Here is a 15,625-nt window from a genome sequence, read left to right as displayed (position 1 = left end):
GATTGTGTTTGTTCCGGGGCTTTGAAGTACACTGAGATTTCTGGGATTCCTCAGCGCTGCGCGCTGCCCTGAATGTTGCAAGACATTCACCTCGGGTAGCGCGTATGTTGTGTGATCGCAGAACGGTTGATTCAGGCAGGGTCTACCTGTCGAGGTCAACCAAAGGGGCGTAGCTCAACTGGCAGAGCAGCGGTCTCCAAAACCGCAGGTTGCAGGTTCAAGTCCTGTCGCCCCTGCCCCCGGATGCCAGCGACTGAGAGGAACGACGTGAGCGAGGAGCGCGCCAAGCGCGACGCCGACACTTCGGATGCGGAGACTTCACCGTCTGCCGATTCGACCGGTGTCGACGACACTGCAGCTGACGCGACTACGCGTTCCGATCTTTCGTTGGACAAGGACGGTGCCGAAAAGGCTCCCTCCGCATCCAGTGGGGTTTCCAACAAGCCGACCGGCAAGCGCGCTGCACGCGGCGCCTCGGTCAGCGCGTCCACCGTGAAGACTCCGGCCCGGACGGCATCCCGGACATCTTCGGCCAAGCCGACTGCAACGAACCCCGGCAAGAAGCCCAAGGCGAAGAAGGACAACATCTTCAAGCGCCTGCGCAAATTCTTCCGCGAGGTCATCGCAGAACTCCGTAAGGTCATCTGGCCGAACCGCAAGCAGATGATCACCTACACCAGCGTCGTGCTGACGTTCGTGGTCTTCATGGTCGCTTTCATCAGCGGCGTCGATATCGCTGTGATCAAGGGTGTCACCTGGCTGTTCGGCTGATCGCCGTAGCAGTCGGGCGTCTTTGCCTGCGAGCGCGACAAGACCCGACCCGGGTCCGAGTAACGAGAGGAAGCGAGTGCCCCAGTGAGCACCCCCGAGAACGACACGAATGAGGCTTTGGCCGAAGAGCGTGTTTCTGCCGAGGCGGCAGCCGAAGTAGACGTCGTGGTTGCCGAAGGCACCGATGCAGACGTTGCCGAAGGCACTGATGCAGACGCTGCAGCGACCGAGGACGTCATCTCCGACGATGCCGAGAACTCCGACGAGGCCGCTCCCGCCGCCGAGCTCGAGGTCGAGGATCCCGTTGCCGAACTCAAGGCTGCGCTGCGCCGCGCCCCGGGTGACTGGTACGTCATCCACTCGTACGCCGGTTACGAGAACAAGGTCAAGACCAACCTCGAGACTCGCGTTCAGAACCTCGATGTCGGCGACTACATCTTCCAGGTGGAAGTTCCCACCGAAGAGGTCACCGAGATCAAGAACGGCCAGCGCAAGCAGGTCAACCGCAAGGTTCTGCCCGGATACATCCTCGTTCGCATGGAGCTCAACGACGAGTCGTGGGGCGCCGTGCGCAACACGCCTGGTGTCACCGGTTTTGTCGGTGCCACGTCGCGTCCCTCGCCGCTGACCCTCAACGAGGTCGTCAAGTTCCTGCTCCCGCAGCAGGAGCAGAAGAAGCAGCAGGCTGCAGCGGCCGCCGTCGCAGCAGGCGAGGCACCGTCCGAGTCCTTCGGCAAGCCCCTCATCGAGGTCGACTTCGAGGTCGGCGAGTCGGTCACCGTCATGGACGGCCCGTTCGCAACCCTTCCGGCCAGCATCAGCGAGGTCAACGGCGAGCAGCAGAAGCTCAAGGTTCTCGTGTCGATCTTCGGTCGTGAAACCCCGGTTGAGCTCAACTTCAACCAGGTCGCGAAGATCTGACCACCCCAAAACTTGCAATTTGTTCGACGCAAGACACACACCCAAGCTAGAAACTAGGAACTAGAGATGCCCCCAAAGAAGAAGAAGCTCGCCGGGCTCATCAAGCTGCAGATCCAGGCAGGTCAGGCTAACCCTGCACCTCCCGTGGGTCCCGCGCTCGGTCAGCACGGCGTGAACATCATGGAGTTCTGCAAGGCCTACAACGCGGCGACTGAGTCCCAGCGCGGCAACGTTGTGCCGGTCGAGATCTCGGTCTACGAAGACCGGACCTTCGATTTCAAGCTGAAGACCCCTCCCGCCGCCAAGCTGCTCCTCAAGGCAGCCGGCGTCGCCAAGGGCTCCGGCGAACCGCACAAGACCAAGGTTGCCTCGGTGACCATGGATCAGGTGCGCGAAATCGCGAAGACCAAGGCTGAAGACCTCAATGCCAATGACATCGAGCAGGCCGCGAAGATCATCGCCGGCACCGCTCGTTCCATGGGCATCACGGTCCAGGGCTGATAGTCCGCTCCACAGCATTACGTGGGAGGGCCGGCCAGGCCCCGACCACAACTGAACCATTCACCACTGCACAGGTAATTCGCTGCAGTGACAAGTAAGGACAGAACAAATGGCAAAGCGCAGCAAGGCGTACCTCGCCGCCGCTGAGAAGATCGACGCAGACAAGCTCTACAGCCCGCTTCAGGCTGCAAAGCTCGCCAAGGAGACGTCGTCCACCAAGATGGATGCAACCGTTGAGGTTGCAGTTCGTCTGGGCGTCGACCCCCGTAAGGCTGACCAGATGGTCCGCGGAACGGTCAACCTGCCCCACGGCACCGGTAAGACCGCTCGCGTCATCGTGTTCGCTGTTGGCGAGAAGGCAGCAGAAGCCGAGGCTGCAGGCGCTGACGTAGTCGGTGCAGAAGACCTGATCGAGCGCATCCAGGGTGGATGGGTCGATTTCGACGCCGCAATCGCGACTCCTGATCAGATGGCCAAGGTCGGCCGCATCGCCCGTGTCCTCGGACCGCGTGGCCTGATGCCGAACCCGAAGACGGGCACCGTCACGGCGGATGTCACCAAGGCTGTCAACGACATCAAGGGCGGAAAGATCAACTTCCGCGTCGACAAGCAGGCCAACCTGCACTTCGTCATCGGCAAGGCATCGTTCGACGATGAGAAGCTGGTGGAGAACTACGGCGCAGCCCTGGACGAGATCCTGCGTGCGAAGCCCTCGTCGGCCAAGGGTCGCTACGTGAAGAAGATCACGGTCTCGACCACCACCGGTCCGGGCATCCCGGTGGATCCGAACCGTACTCGCAACCTCCTCGAGGATGCTGCAGACGCGTAAGCAGTCCGCATACGAACAAGAAGGCCGGCAGGGATCACTCCCTGCCGGCCTTCTTGCCGTTTCGGGAGAGTGTGATCCCTGCCGGTGGTATCGGTCCAACGGTGGTATCGGTCCAACGGTGGTATCGATCTAACGGTGGCATCATCGGGGTATGCACGAAGCGTTCCAGTTCCTCGGAAACTTTTGGTGGCTGATCTTCGTTTTCGGCGGCACCATCGGTGGGGCGCTGAAAGGTGTCGCGGTTGCCAACGAAAGGCGGATCGAGCGCCGGCAAGAGCGCTTCCGGCTCAAGCAGTAGACCAAGGTCGCCATCGCGCAGGCCAACGCACAACATCACGCCGACGAAGAAACACAGCGCCGAGAGCTGGCCAAGGCAATCGAGCAGCACGATGCGGTCGACGCCCGATGGTTCTCGTACGAGCTCGATCCGGTCACACTGCTCGACACTCCGATGATGACGGACATGCGTGAGCCTTTGACGGCCGATTTTCATCGAGCCAAATATCGTGCCGATCTGCTTCGCCCAGGCAATCCGGAGACGATGATCGGCAACCAGCAGGCACAAACCGAGTACCGCGAGGAGGTGCACGCTTACTCGATCGCCTTCGAAATCGCGGAAGCTGAGGCGAAGCGCCGCCGACGGAGCGGATTCACCCTCGACGAACAAGAACGCCTGGTACGGGCGCAACGTCTGCTGCGACTGGCCATGGACGAGGGCGCGACGCCACAGGAACGTCAGAGTGCGTATCGGAAGGCCCACAAGGAACTCGATGGACTGCTGGTGTTGCCGGACCGAGCTCGGGCAGCAATCGAACACAAGATCGCCAGGGCTATCGGTGCTTGAAGAAACCGGGTGCGTGACGAACCCGATTTGGTTGTGCAGCGAGCAGTCAGGTAGTCTTCGACGCGGAGTTCAGTGCTGGATATGAACTTCACCCCAAAATCATGTTCTACCCAAGACCGTTGGTGATTGCACTCAGTGATGGGTGTGGTTGAAAGTCCGGGGGTGCCCGGCGGCCCACGTAGGTGAACGAGGTAGGGGGATAGCTTGATGTAGTGGTTCTACAGTTTGCTGGTTATGCACTGCCTCGCTTTGCATCGTTACGCTGATTCGTAAGCCTCTTCTTCATGTTTCCTCTGTACGCCCCGTGCGCTTGCGCCGGGGCGTTTTGCATGTCGCGGACTGTGTCTTCTCGGGTTCACCCCGATGAGGTGCAGCGGTTCCTGAGTGGGACAACGACTGTCACGAGAGGAGGCGAAGTATGGCAAAGCCTGAGAAGGTTTCCGCAGTTGCGGAAATCACCGAGCAGTTCAAGGGTTCGACCGCCGCTGTGGTCACGGAATACCGTGGCCTTTCGGTTGGCAACATCACGACACTGCGACGCGCTCTCGGAGAAGGTGCCACCTACTCCGTCGCCAAGAACACCCTGGTCAAGCGTGCCGCCGCAGAGGCTGGCATCGAGGGCCTTGATGACCTGTTCGTTGGTCCGACCGCCATTGCATTCATCAAGGGCGAACCGGTCGACGCTGCGAAGGCTCTGAAGAACTTCGCTAAGGACAACAAGGCGCTCATCATCAAGGGCGGCTACATGGACGGCGCTGCGCTGTCCGTGGAAGAGGTCAACAAGATCGCGGATCTCGAATCCCGCGAAATCCTGTTGGCAAAGCTTGCCGGCGCGATGAAGGGCAACTTGGCAAAGGCCGCAGGCCTGTTCAATGCTCCCGCTTCGCAGATGGCCCGTCTGGCCGCTGCCCTGCAGGAGAAGAAGGCTGCAGAAGGCGGAGCCGCAGAGGCCCCCGCAGAGGCTGCCACCGAGGCTCCGGCCGAGGCCGAAGCCGAAAGCTGATCCGCACCCGCGCATCACTGCTATAACCCCGCCCGGTCGCGGATCAGCGACATGGGACTTACAGGAAGGACCGCCACAATGGCGAAGCTCAGCACCGAAGAGTTGTTGGACCAGTTCAAGGAGCTCACCCTCCTCGAGCTCTCGGAGTTCGTTAAGGCATTCGAGGAGACCTTCGAGGTCACCGCTGCTGCTCCCGTCGCCGTCGCCGCTGCAGGCGCACCGGCTGCCGGCGCAGAAGCTGCTGAAGAGCAGGACGAGTTCGACGTCGTCCTCGAGTCGGCTGGCGACAAGAAGATCCAGGTCATCAAGGTCGTCCGTGAGGTCGTTTCCGGCCTCGGCCTGAAGGAAGCCAAGGACCTCGTCGAGAGCGCTCCGAAGGCCATCCTCGAGAAGGTTGCCAAGGACGCCGCAGAGGCTGCCAAGGAAAAGCTCGAAGCTGCCGGCGCAAAGATCGTCATCAAGTAAGACGGTTTTCCCGCTGCTCTTCGCGAGTAGTAACGAAGAGGGCCACTCCCCACGGGGAGTGGCCCTCTTTTTTTGAACTTTTTTCGCGGGTGATATGCCGGAATTCATGCAGGTGGGAGGGGTGTCCGAACTAGGCTGTGATCTGAATTATGCTTCTTCCCTACTCGTTAGTAGTATTCGCAGTCACGGGTACCACTCCCATGCGATAGAGTGACCCAACCCACACGGGTGCATGCATGCAACGGACGTCGCGGAGGTAATGGTGGGAGTCGAGGTAGCGGTACAAGGACTGACAAAGTCTTTCGGGTCGCAGAGGATTTGGCAGGACGTGTCGTTGACACTTCCCGCGGGTGAGGTCAGCGCACTGCTCGGGCCTTCGGGTACCGGTAAGTCGGTGTTCCTGAAGTCCCTGATCGGACTGCTCCGCCCTGAACAAGGCTCCATCGTCATCGACGGCACGGACATCCTGCAGTGCTCCTCCAAGGAGCTCTACGAGATCCGCAAGCTGTTCGGCGTTCTCTTCCAGGACGGCGCACTGTTCGGCTCGATGAACTTGTACGACAACATCGCCTTCCCGCTTCGTGAGCACACCAAGAAGTCGGAATCCGATATCCGCAAGATCGTGATGGAGAAGTTGGACCTCACGGGTCTGGTCGGCGCCGAGGACAAGCTTCCCGGTGAGATCTCCGGCGGTATGCGCAAGCGTGCCGGTCTGGCGCGTGCACTCGTTCTCGATCCCGAGATCATCCTCGTCGACGAGCCCGACTCCGGTCTGGATCCGGTGCGTACGACGTACATCAGCCAAACGCTGATCGACATCAACGCCCAGTCGGACGCGACGATTCTGATCGTCTCGCACAACATCAACCTCGCACGCACGGTGCCGGACAACATCGGCATGCTCTTCCGTCGTCAGTTGGTGATGTTCGGTCCTCGCGAGGTGCTGCTCACCTCGGACGAGCCCGTCGTCAAGCAGTTCCTCAACGGAACGATGATCGGTCCGATCGGTATGTCGGAGGAGAAGGACGAGGCTCAGATGGCGCACGAGCAGGCGCTCGTCGACGCCGGTCACCACGCCGGTGGTGTCGACGACGTCGAGGGCATCGTGCCGCAGATGAAGGCCACCCCCGGAAACCCGGAGCGTCAGGCTGTTCGTCGTCGCCAGGAGCGCGTCCGTCAGATCATGCACACCCTCCCAGCTAACGCTCAGGCGGCAATTCAGGACAGCCTTGACGAGGTTGACGGAACTGGGCAGTACGCTCCCCAGTACGCCGACGCGAGCGGCTATCAGGGGGAGTGGAACGACAACTCGCAAGACACGCAGGTCATTCCTGCATACGAGGGCGATCCCTACGGAAACACGACACACGGGCAAGGGTAGGCATATCGGATGGGGGTTACCCGCAACTCGGTTCTGAGTCCGGTCAACGGAGCATTAACTCAGGCCGGAAACATCGTCGAACTGTTTGTCGACGTCGTCAGGAATACGTTCCGGCGTCCATTTCAGTTCCGTGAGTTCATCGAGCAGGCCTGGTTCATCGCCAGCGTGACAATTTTGCCGACGGCATTGGTAGCCATTCCTTTCGGCGCCGTCGTCTCACTGCAGACCGGTTCGCTGATCAAGCAGTTGGGCGCAGAATCGTTCACCGGCGCTGCCAGCGTCCTGGCGGTGATCCAGCAGGGTAGCCCTCTGGTGACAGCATTGTTGGTCGCCGGTGCGGCCGGATCGGCCGTGACGGCCGACCTCGGTTCTCGAACCATTCGCGAAGAGATCGACGCGATGGAAGTCCTCGGAATCAATCCGATTCAGCGCCTGGTGGTTCCGCGTGTACTCGCGATGGTGCTGATCGCTGTTCTGCTCAACGGACTGGTGTCCGTCGTCGGTATCGCGGGTGGTTACTTCTTCAACGTGATCCTGCAGGGCGGTAACCCCGGTGCCTATATCTCGTCGTTCTCAGCTTTTGCGCAGCTACCGGACATTTGGAGCGGTGAGATCAAAGCCGCGGTGTTCGGTGTCATCGCTGGTGTGATCTCCGCGTACAAGGGACTCCACCCGTCCGGTGGCCCGAAGGGCGTCGGTGAGGCGGTGAACCAGGCCGTCGTCATCACGTTCCTGCTGTTGTTCTTCGCCAATCTGATTCTGACGATGGTGTACCTCCAGATCGTGCCGGCGAAGGGATCTTGACCTAAATGACCATCGCACGAGGCCGCGGCGATCAGTTCCTGCTGAAGAGTCGCAAAGTAGCCAGAATTCCAGTGAACGCGTTGGACCGCGCGGGCGAGCAGATGTCGTTCTACGCGCGCGCCATCGCGTGGACCCCTCGCACGCTGCATCGGTACCGGAAGGAGACGCTTCGACTACTCGCCGAAGTGACCTTCGGTAGCGGTGCGCTCGCGGTGATCGGCGGAACCATCGGCGTCATCGCGATGATGTCCGGATTCACGGGTGTCGTCGTCGGCCTCCAGGGCTTCGCCGCTCTGGAGCAGTTGGGTAGCTCGGTCCTGACCGGCTTCCTCTCCGCATACGTCAACACCCGTGAGATCGCTCCGATCGTTGCGGCTCTTGCGCTCTCGGCCACGGTGGGTTGTGGCTTCACCGCCCAACTCGGTGCCATGCGAATCTCCGAAGAGATCGACGCGCTCGAGGTCATGGCAGTTCCGTCGGTGCCGTTCCTGGTCACGACGCGCATGATCGCCGGCTTCGTCGCCGTCATCCCGCTGTACATCGTGGGTCTACTCGCGGCGTACCTCGCCTCGAGAGTGATCAGCACGGTCTTCAACGGGCAGTCGACGGGCTCGTACGACCACTACTTCAACCTGTTCCTGCCACCGCAGGACGTGCTGTATTCGTTTGCGAAAGTCCTGGTATTCGCCTTCGTGCTGATCCTGATCCACTGCTACTACGGGTTCCATGCCTCAGGTGGTCCCGCAGGTGTCGGTGTGGCCGTCGGCCGCGCTGTTCGCGCCGCAATCGTGACGATCGCCGTTCTCGACTTCTTCCTCAGCCTCGCAATCTGGGGCACCACGACGACAGTGAGGGTGGCCGGATGATCGAGGCTCCGTCAGTCCTGCGCCGCCGTGTGCTCGGACTCGTGTTCTTCGTGGTGTTGGCATTGTTCCTGGCCTTCACCATCGGAACCTTCAACAAGACGTTCAAGGACGTCGTGAAGATCGACCTCGTGACCGACACAGTCGGAAATGCGTTGCCACCCAACGCGGACGTCAAGGTCCGTGGGCTGCTGGTCGGCGAGGTGCGATCCGCGTCGACGAAAGACGGCCAGGTCACCTCGGTCCTCGCGATCGAGCCGGACAAGGCTGATCTGATTCCGTCCAACGTCACGGCGCGTCTGCTCCCGAAGACGCTTTTCGGTGAGCGCTACGTCTCCCTGATCATTCCGGAGGGAACCACCGCGACCCCGATTTCCGCGGGAACGGTGATCCACCAGGACAAGAGCGGCAATGCTGTCGAGGTCGGCGACGTTCTGGACGGACTGCTCCCACTTCTGCAGGCGATTCCGCCGCAGGATCTGGCGAACACTCTCGGTTCTCTCGCGCAGGGTCTGACGGGACGCGGCGCCGAGCTCGGTCTGACGGTCGATCGTCTCGAGGAGATCTTCCGCGGCGTCAATACCGAACTGCCCGCGGTGCAAGAGGATCTGCGCAAGTTCGCGGACTTCTCCCAGACGTACTCGGACGCTGCGCCCGATCTGATCAACGCTCTCGACAATCTGCGGACCACGGGTAACACGGTGGTGCAGAAGCAGGACCAGTTGCGGACACTGCTGGCGTCGCTCACCGTGACATCGTCGGACACCGCAGCCTTCCTCGAAGCGAACTCGTCCTCGATCATCACGCTCGCTGCGGATTCGAAGGAAGCTCTCCAGCTTCTGGCCCAGTACTCTCCGACCTTCGGGTGCACGTTCAAGGGCTTCTCGGACACCGCTCCGGAAGCTGCCAAGATCCTGTCCACCGACGCGCCCAATCCTGGTGTGCGTGCGAGTATTCAGATCGTGAACCCCAAGGGTCGCTACCTGCCCAACCAGGACGAGCCACGGCTCGTCGACAACCGCGGCCCGGTTTGCTACGACAACGTCACCGAGCCCGGTCGTCCGTTCCCGCAGTACCCCGGCGGTTCGTACGGTGACGGTTCCTACCAGGTTCCTTCCCGCAATCCAGGTCCCGCCACCATGGAATTCCTGCCTGCACCCGAGGGCTCCGGACCTCAGTTGTTCTCGACCAACAACAGCGGTCCGGCTCAGCAGGCCGGCTACGCGGGCTCGAAACTCGAAGAGGATACGTTGAAGGTGATCTACGGACAGGCCAACGGTGTTGCGCCGGACGATGTTCCGGCGTGGACCACGATGGTCAGCGCTCCGGCATTCGCAGGTGCGGAGGTGAGCGTCCAATGAGAGGACTCGCAGCTCCGCTGACAAAGCTCATCATCTTCGTTGTGGTGACGGTCCTGGCGACAGGACTGCTGGCAGCCAGTATCGCCAACCTCGGCGGCGGTGGCGGCACCAAGTTCAACGCCGTCTTCTCCGACGTCACTTCGTTGAACGAGGGCGACGAGGTTCGCATTGCCGGTGTTCGTGTCGGCCAGGTCGAGAAGATTGCCATCGTCAACGACAACCAGGCCGAGGTCCAGTTCTCGGTATCCGACCGTGATTGGTTGCCGGCCAGTTCCATCGCCACCATCCGGTTCCGCAACCTGGTGGGGCAGCGGTACATCTCGCTCTCGCAGGGTGAAGGCAGCCAAGGCAAGAAGATCACCGGCGGCGATACCCTGCCGCTGTCTCAGACGCGCCCGGCAGTCAACCTCACGACACTCTTCAACGGCTTCAAGCCGCTGTTCACCACCCTGAGCGCGGACGACGTCAACAAGCTGTCGTACCAGATCATCCAGGTCTTCCAAGGCGAATCGGGCACCATCAGTGAGCTCGTGCGCAACACCGCGAGCCTGACCAACACCGTCGCGGACAAGGACGCGGTCATCGGCGCGGTGATCAAGAACCTCAACGACGTTCTCGACACCGTCAACGCGAACGACAAGAACCTCGATTCACTGATCGTCAACACCCAGCAACTCGTCACCGGGTTGGCCAACGAGCGTGGGGTGGTCGGTTCGGCCGTCACCTCACTCGCCGGCCTGACCGACGCGACGGCAGACCTGCTCGAGCCGACGCGGCCGTCGATTCAGGGCTCGATCACGGCACTCAACACGCTGGCGACCACACTCAATCGTCGGAGTGACGACGTCAACGCGGTGCTCGAGACCTTGCCGGTCAAGCTCGAGAAGCTCGCACGCGTAGCGAGCTACGGTTCCTGGTTCCAGTTCTATCTGTGCGGAATCGACATCGTTGCCGGTCCAGGACAGTCTGCCTCGCTGAATCTGCCCACCGGCCTGCCGACGGTCAATCAGCCGATTTACACCAATGCGGCCACGCGATGCACTCAAGACGGTATGAGGGAGTTGCAAGGTCGATGAGTAAACGTCGCAGTCCGGCAATGGCCGGAGCCATCGGTATCTTCGTGGTGCTGCTGGCCACTTTGTCCGCGTTCTTCCTTGATTCGCTTCCGTTCGTGGGAGCAGGCTCGTCCTACTCCGCCGAGTTCTCCGAAGCCGCGGGTCTCAAGCCTGGTAACGAGGTTCGTATCGCCGGCGTGAAGGTCGGCAAGGTCACTTCCGTCGATCTCGACGGTGACCGTGTTCTCGTCGACTTCAAGGTCAGTGACGCGTGGGTGGGAGATCAAACCTCTGCGTCCATTCAGATCAAGACCATTCTGGGACAGAAGTACCTCGCACTAGATCCGCGCGGAACCGACAACCTCGATCCCAAGGATCGGATTCCGCTCGAGCGCACCACCTCTCCGTACGACGTCGTTCAGGCCTTCTCGGCCGCGGCGGACACCGTCGGCGACATCGACACCGACCAGTTGGCGAAGAGCATGGAGACGTTGTCCCAGGCATTCTCCGAGACACCTGGCGATGTCCGCGCTTCGCTCGACGGTGTCAGTCGGCTGTCGCAGACGATCGCGAGCCGCGATCAGGACTTGCAGAAGCTCTTCGCCGCCACCGGGAAGACGTCGCAGATTCTTGCTGACCGCAACAAGGAATTCACCCAGCTGATCCGAGACGGTGGACTACTGGTGCAGGAGCTCAACAATCGCCAGCAAGCGATTTCGCAGCTGCTCACCGGAACCCAGCGCGTCTCTCAGCAGCTCACCGGTCTCGTTCGTGACAACGAGGCGGCAATCGGGCCGGCGCTGACGCAGCTCAACGGCGTCATCGACATCCTGAAGGCAAACAACGAGAACTTGGACAAGGCACTGAAGCTCTACGAACCCTTCATTCGCTTGTACGCCAACGTGGTCGGCAACGGCCGTTGGTTCGACCAGGTCGTCGTGAACCTCCTTCCGCCGGGTCTGCCGGACATTCCGGGCTACCGTGACCCCGTTCGCACGTTGGGAGGCAACTGATGGCTGATACTGCCGAAGCCGGAAGCGGCTCCAAGAAGCGCTCGGTCGCGATCATCGCCGCTGTTCTGATCGGGTTACTCGTAATCGGTGGTGCGCTGTGGTGGGTGTTCACTCGCGCCGGAACCACCAAGATCACCGCCTACTTCGACAAGTCGGTGGGTATCTACGACGGCTCCGACGTTCGTGTTCTCGGTGTCAAGGTCGGCACCGTCGAATCCGTCGAACCCCAGGGAGATCAGGTCAAGGTCGAGCTGCGTGTCGATCGTGGGATCGACATTCCCGCGGGTGCCAGTGCCGCTCAGATCACGCCGTCGGTGGTTGCCGACCGCTACATCCAGCTGACACCGGTCTTCACCGGCGGCGACAAGATGGCCAGCGGTGCAGTCATTCCGATCGAGAAGACGGCGACGCCCGTCGAGGTCGACCAGTTGTACTCCAGCATCGACGAACTCGCGTCGGCTCTCGGTCCTGAAGGTGCCAACAAGAACGGAGCACTGTCCGATTTCGTCGAGACAGGTGCGGCCAACCTCGAGGGCAACGGTGAAGCGTTGGGAGACAGCATCACCAACCTCTCGGATGCCGCACGGACGCTCAACGATTCGCGTGACAACATCTCGCTCACCATCAAGAACCTGGATACTTTTGTGGGCGCTCTCGCGGCCAACGATCAGCAGGTGCGCCAGTTCAACACGCAGTTGTCGGACCTGACCGGATTCCTGGCAGGTGAGCGCGACGATCTCGGTGCCGCTCTGAACCAGCTCTCGATTGCGCTCGGCGACGTCGCGAAGTTCGTGGCCGACAACCGCGATCAACTGGTCCAGACAACCGAAGGTCTCGTCGAACCGACACAGACATTGGCGAACAACAAGGAAGCCCTGGCCAACACGCTCACCATGCTTCCGTTGGCGATCTCCAACCTGGTCAACTCGTACGACGCCGAATCAGGTGTGCTGGCTTCACGTCTGGCGTTCCCTGATCTTCAGAACCCGGCCGGAGTTCTCTGCAAGTTGATGGACCTCGGCAAACTGTTGCCCGGTGATCCGCGGTTCGAGGCGTTGGGACGGCAGATGCAACCGGCCATCGACCAGTGCGCAAACGTCGCAGCGATGACCGACGCAGCCAATCAGGCTGCAGGCCTGAACCTTCCCTTCGGCATCCTTGCCGGTTCCGAACGACAGATGCAGGTAGTTCCGGGCACTGTGCCCGGCGTCGTGTCACCGCGACTGACCAGTGGAAACGGGGAGGGCGAGTGAAGCGTTCGTTGATAGTCGGCGCCGGATTGTGCGCCGTCCTGATCTCGGCAACCGCCTGCTCGTCCGAGGGGATCTACGCTGTCCCGCTTCCCGGCGGTCCTGATGTGGGTTCCGATCCGATGCACTTGACCATTCAGTTCGACGACGTGCTCGACTTGGTTCCGCAGTCCGCTGTGAAGGTCGACGGCGTTCCCGTCGGTCGAGTCGACGACGTGTCGGTCGGACCGGACGGATGGACCGCGGACGTCGGAATCATCCTCGACTCGTCGGTTGATCTGCCCGCCAACGCAATTGCCGCGGTCGAGCAGACCAACCTGCTCGGCGAGAAGTTCATCCAGCTGTCGGCCCCGCCGTCCGGACCGGACTCTACGAAGCTGGCCGACGGTGACCTCATTCCGCTGGATCGCACTCGCCACGCCACGGAGATCGAGCAGGTTCTCGGCGCATTGTCGCTGCTGCTCAACGGCGGCGGTGTGGGCCAGTTGCAGCCCATCGTCGAAGAACTCGGTGCCGCGTTCGACGGTCGCGAAGGCAAGACGAGAAGTCTTCTGGAGCAGGCGAACACACTCATCGGTGGACTCAACGAGCAGCGTGACGACATCACACGCGCCCTCGACGGCCTGGATGTGCTCTCGACTCGCGTCAACGATCAGAACGAGAAGATCGGGAAGATTCTCGAGGAACTCCCCGTTGCGACACAGGTTCTCAACGAGCAGCGTCCGCAGCTGACGCAGATGCTCGCTCAGGTGGATCGACTCGGAACAGTGGGAACCGACGTCCTCACACAGTCCAAGGACGATCTGATCGCTGATCTTCAGGCTCTGCGTCCGACGCTGCAGGCGCTCGCAGACTCCGGTGACGACTTCGTGGGGGCACTTCCGTTCCTTCCGACGTTCCCGTTCCCGGACGGTGTCGAGAAGATTGCACAGGGTGGTTCCGTCAACCTCTTCCTGAGTGTCGACCTGCAGATCGGCAATACACTCTCGGGTCTCGGTGTCGGGCAGGGAGAACCGGAATACCGCCAGCCCAAGTTCGGCAATCCCAAGCCGGTGGTCGACCCCTCCAACCCGTACTACAACGGCAACGGGCCGCGACCGGGGTGGCCGACAGTGTCACTGCTGCCGATCGCTCCGATCCTGCCGCAGGTTCCCGTTGTCGCCGGCCTTCCCGCCACAACAGCGGGTGACCCGGCAACGCCGGCGCCCGCGGCGAACCCACTCAACCCCATCCAGGGAATGCTGGAACAGTTCGGAATCGGCGGTGATGGACAGTGAGATCAGCTCTGGTCAGATGGCAGCTCGTCGGCTTTGTCGTGGTTGCGCTCCTGGGTCTCATCTACGTCGGCGCCAAGTACGTGCGCCTGGACAACCTCATGGGGTTCGGTCAGTACACGGTCAAGACCGAATTGGCCACGTCCGGTGGAATTTTCACCAACGCCGAGGTGACGTATCGCGGCGTGCCGGTCGGGCGAGTGGGCGACATGTCGTTGACCGAGGACGGAATTCAGGTCGACCTGAAGATCGACAACAGTGCTCCGGAGATTCCCGCGTCGGCCCGTGCCGTCGTGGCCAACCGCTCCGCCATCGGTGAGCAGTACGTCGACCTTCAGCCCGATACCGACCAGGGACCGTTTCTCGAGGACGGCTCGGTGATCGCGGTGGGGGACACCACAACTCCGATCCCGATTGAGGATGTGCTGACCAGTGCCAACGGCTTGGTCAAGTCCGTGCCCGTCGACGCGCTCCACACCGTCGCCGTCGAACTCGGTGCAGCGTTCAACGGCAAGGGCGAGGACATTCAGGTCCTGGCCGATTCGCTGTCCGGCCTCTCGCAGTCCGGGCTCGACACTCTGCCTCAGACGCTCGCGCTGATTCGGAACAGTGAGACGGTATTGACGACGCAGTCGGATCAGTCCTCCGCGATCAAGCAGTTCAGTACCGATCTCGATGCTGTCACGGCGCAGTTGCGGACCAGTGATCCGGACATCCGTCGCTTGATCGACAACGGCATCCCGGCCAGCGATCAGATCGGTGCTCTCATCAACGAGGCGGGCCCGAGCCTGACGACTGACCTGACCAATCTTGCCGCGACCACCAAGACGCTTGCGCCGCGAACGATCGCGCTGCAGCCGTTCCTGATCTTCCTTCCCGGTCTGGCCGCTGCCGCACCGACGGTTGCTCCCGGCGACGGAACGGTCCATCAGGGCTTGGTGCTGGAGACCAACAATCCGCTCTCGTGCACGGTGGGTTACGAAGGCACCATGGCGATCCTGGACGAGATGAAGCGTCAGAATCCCAATTTCGACGACACCCAGCAGGACTTCCCGCTCAACACCGCCGCGTCGTGTGAGACGCCGCTGGGCAGCGAGACGGGCGTCCGCAGTGCCAACCGCGTGGTGTACGCCGATCCCGACACGATCCAGCCTTGGGACTTCAAGCCGAAGGTCGATCCGGACAAGTTGAACCTCAACCCGATCGCGACGCAGTTGGCGCCGTTGCTCGGAGTGACACCGAAGTAGACCGATCCGAATGTGGTCGAGTTTGTGCAGTTCAGGCTACTGA

15 protein-coding genes, 1 tRNA gene and 1 pseudogene are annotated in these 15,625 nt (G+C 61.5%); all 17 read left to right on the top strand.

The features are described from left to right. The first annotated feature begins 163 nt into the window (after positions 1-163). A tRNA-Trp gene (locus ASU23_RS14260) sits at positions 164-236 on the top strand. 31 nt (positions 237-267) lie between these two features. Then, positions 268-771: a preprotein translocase subunit SecE gene (secE, locus tag ASU23_RS14255; protein ID WP_003942030.1), complete on the top strand. Its 504-nt coding sequence runs from the start codon at positions 268-270 to the stop codon at positions 769-771. 84 nt (positions 772-855) lie between these two features. Next, entirely contained in the window at positions 856-1,692 is an 837-nt protein-coding gene (gene nusG / locus ASU23_RS14250) for a transcription termination/antitermination protein NusG (RefSeq protein ID WP_003942049.1), read from the top strand. Positions 1,693-1,758: 66 nt separating this feature from the next. Then, the gene (gene rplK, locus ASU23_RS14245) at positions 1,759-2,193 is read left to right on the top strand and encodes a 50S ribosomal protein L11 (RefSeq protein WP_003941896.1); all 435 of its coding nucleotides are present in this window, start codon (positions 1,759-1,761) and stop codon (positions 2,191-2,193) included. 109 nt (positions 2,194-2,302) lie between these two features. Then, complete coding sequence (gene rplA / locus ASU23_RS14240; RefSeq protein ID WP_003941982.1) at positions 2,303-3,022, top strand: 50S ribosomal protein L1; 720 nt, start codon at positions 2,303-2,305, stop codon at positions 3,020-3,022. A 151-nt stretch (positions 3,023-3,173) separates the two neighbouring features. Further along, positions 3,174-3,866 (top strand): annotated as a pseudogene (locus tag ASU23_RS14235) (hypothetical protein). A 418-nt stretch (positions 3,867-4,284) separates the two neighbouring features. Further along, entirely contained in the window at positions 4,285-4,869 is a 585-nt protein-coding gene (gene rplJ / locus ASU23_RS14230) for a 50S ribosomal protein L10 (RefSeq protein ID WP_003942074.1), read from the top strand. Positions 4,870-4,947: 78 nt separating this feature from the next. Further along, positions 4,948-5,334, top strand: coding sequence for a 50S ribosomal protein L7/L12 (gene rplL, locus ASU23_RS14225; protein ID WP_003941857.1), 387 nt, complete (start codon positions 4,948-4,950; stop codon positions 5,332-5,334). Positions 5,335-5,593: 259 nt separating this feature from the next. After that, the gene (locus ASU23_RS14220; RefSeq protein ID WP_024487305.1) at positions 5,594-6,715 is read left to right on the top strand and encodes an ABC transporter ATP-binding protein; all 1,122 of its coding nucleotides are present in this window, start codon (positions 5,594-5,596) and stop codon (positions 6,713-6,715) included. A 9-nt stretch (positions 6,716-6,724) separates the two neighbouring features. Further along, positions 6,725-7,519 carry an ABC transporter permease gene (locus ASU23_RS14215; RefSeq protein WP_003942038.1) on the top strand — a complete coding sequence of 265 codons (795 nt, stop codon included), beginning with the start codon at positions 6,725-6,727 and terminating at the stop codon, positions 7,517-7,519. A gap of 5 nt (positions 7,520-7,524) precedes the next feature. Further along, positions 7,525-8,385, top strand: a complete 861-nt coding sequence (locus ASU23_RS14210; protein WP_003941894.1) for an ABC transporter permease — start codon at positions 7,525-7,527, stop codon at positions 8,383-8,385. After that, on the top strand, positions 8,382-9,743 hold the full coding sequence (locus ASU23_RS14205) for an MCE family protein (protein ID WP_003942007.1): 1,362 nt from the start codon (positions 8,382-8,384) through the stop codon (positions 9,741-9,743). Before ASU23_RS14210 ends, ASU23_RS14205 begins: the two co-directional genes overlap by 4 nt. Then, positions 9,740-10,819: an MCE family protein gene (locus tag ASU23_RS14200; protein WP_003941932.1), complete on the top strand. Its 1,080-nt coding sequence runs from the start codon at positions 9,740-9,742 to the stop codon at positions 10,817-10,819. The genes ASU23_RS14205 and ASU23_RS14200 overlap by 4 nt, the downstream gene beginning before the upstream one ends. Next, entirely contained in the window at positions 10,816-11,811 is a 996-nt protein-coding gene (locus ASU23_RS14195; protein WP_003942053.1) for an MCE family protein, read from the top strand. Before ASU23_RS14200 ends, ASU23_RS14195 begins: the two co-directional genes overlap by 4 nt. After that, on the top strand, positions 11,811-13,064 hold the full coding sequence (locus ASU23_RS14190) for an MCE family protein (RefSeq protein ID WP_003941941.1): 1,254 nt from the start codon (positions 11,811-11,813) through the stop codon (positions 13,062-13,064). The genes ASU23_RS14195 and ASU23_RS14190 overlap by 1 nt, the downstream gene beginning before the upstream one ends. After that, the gene (locus ASU23_RS14185; RefSeq protein ID WP_042453094.1) at positions 13,061-14,338 is read left to right on the top strand and encodes an MCE family protein; all 1,278 of its coding nucleotides are present in this window, start codon (positions 13,061-13,063) and stop codon (positions 14,336-14,338) included. The genes ASU23_RS14190 and ASU23_RS14185 overlap by 4 nt, the downstream gene beginning before the upstream one ends. Continuing rightward, positions 14,335-15,582: an MCE family protein gene (locus ASU23_RS14180; protein WP_003942085.1), complete on the top strand. Its 1,248-nt coding sequence runs from the start codon at positions 14,335-14,337 to the stop codon at positions 15,580-15,582. Before ASU23_RS14185 ends, ASU23_RS14180 begins: the two co-directional genes overlap by 4 nt. Positions 15,583-15,625: the final 43 nt, after the last annotated feature.

This window comes from Rhodococcus sp. KB6 (assembly GCF_001445685.1).
Taxonomy (GTDB): domain Bacteria; phylum Actinomycetota; class Actinomycetes; order Mycobacteriales; family Mycobacteriaceae; genus Rhodococcus_F; species Rhodococcus_F qingshengii.
Note: the sequence above shows the minus strand (reverse complement) of the source record. Positions and strands in the feature narration are given on the sequence as shown.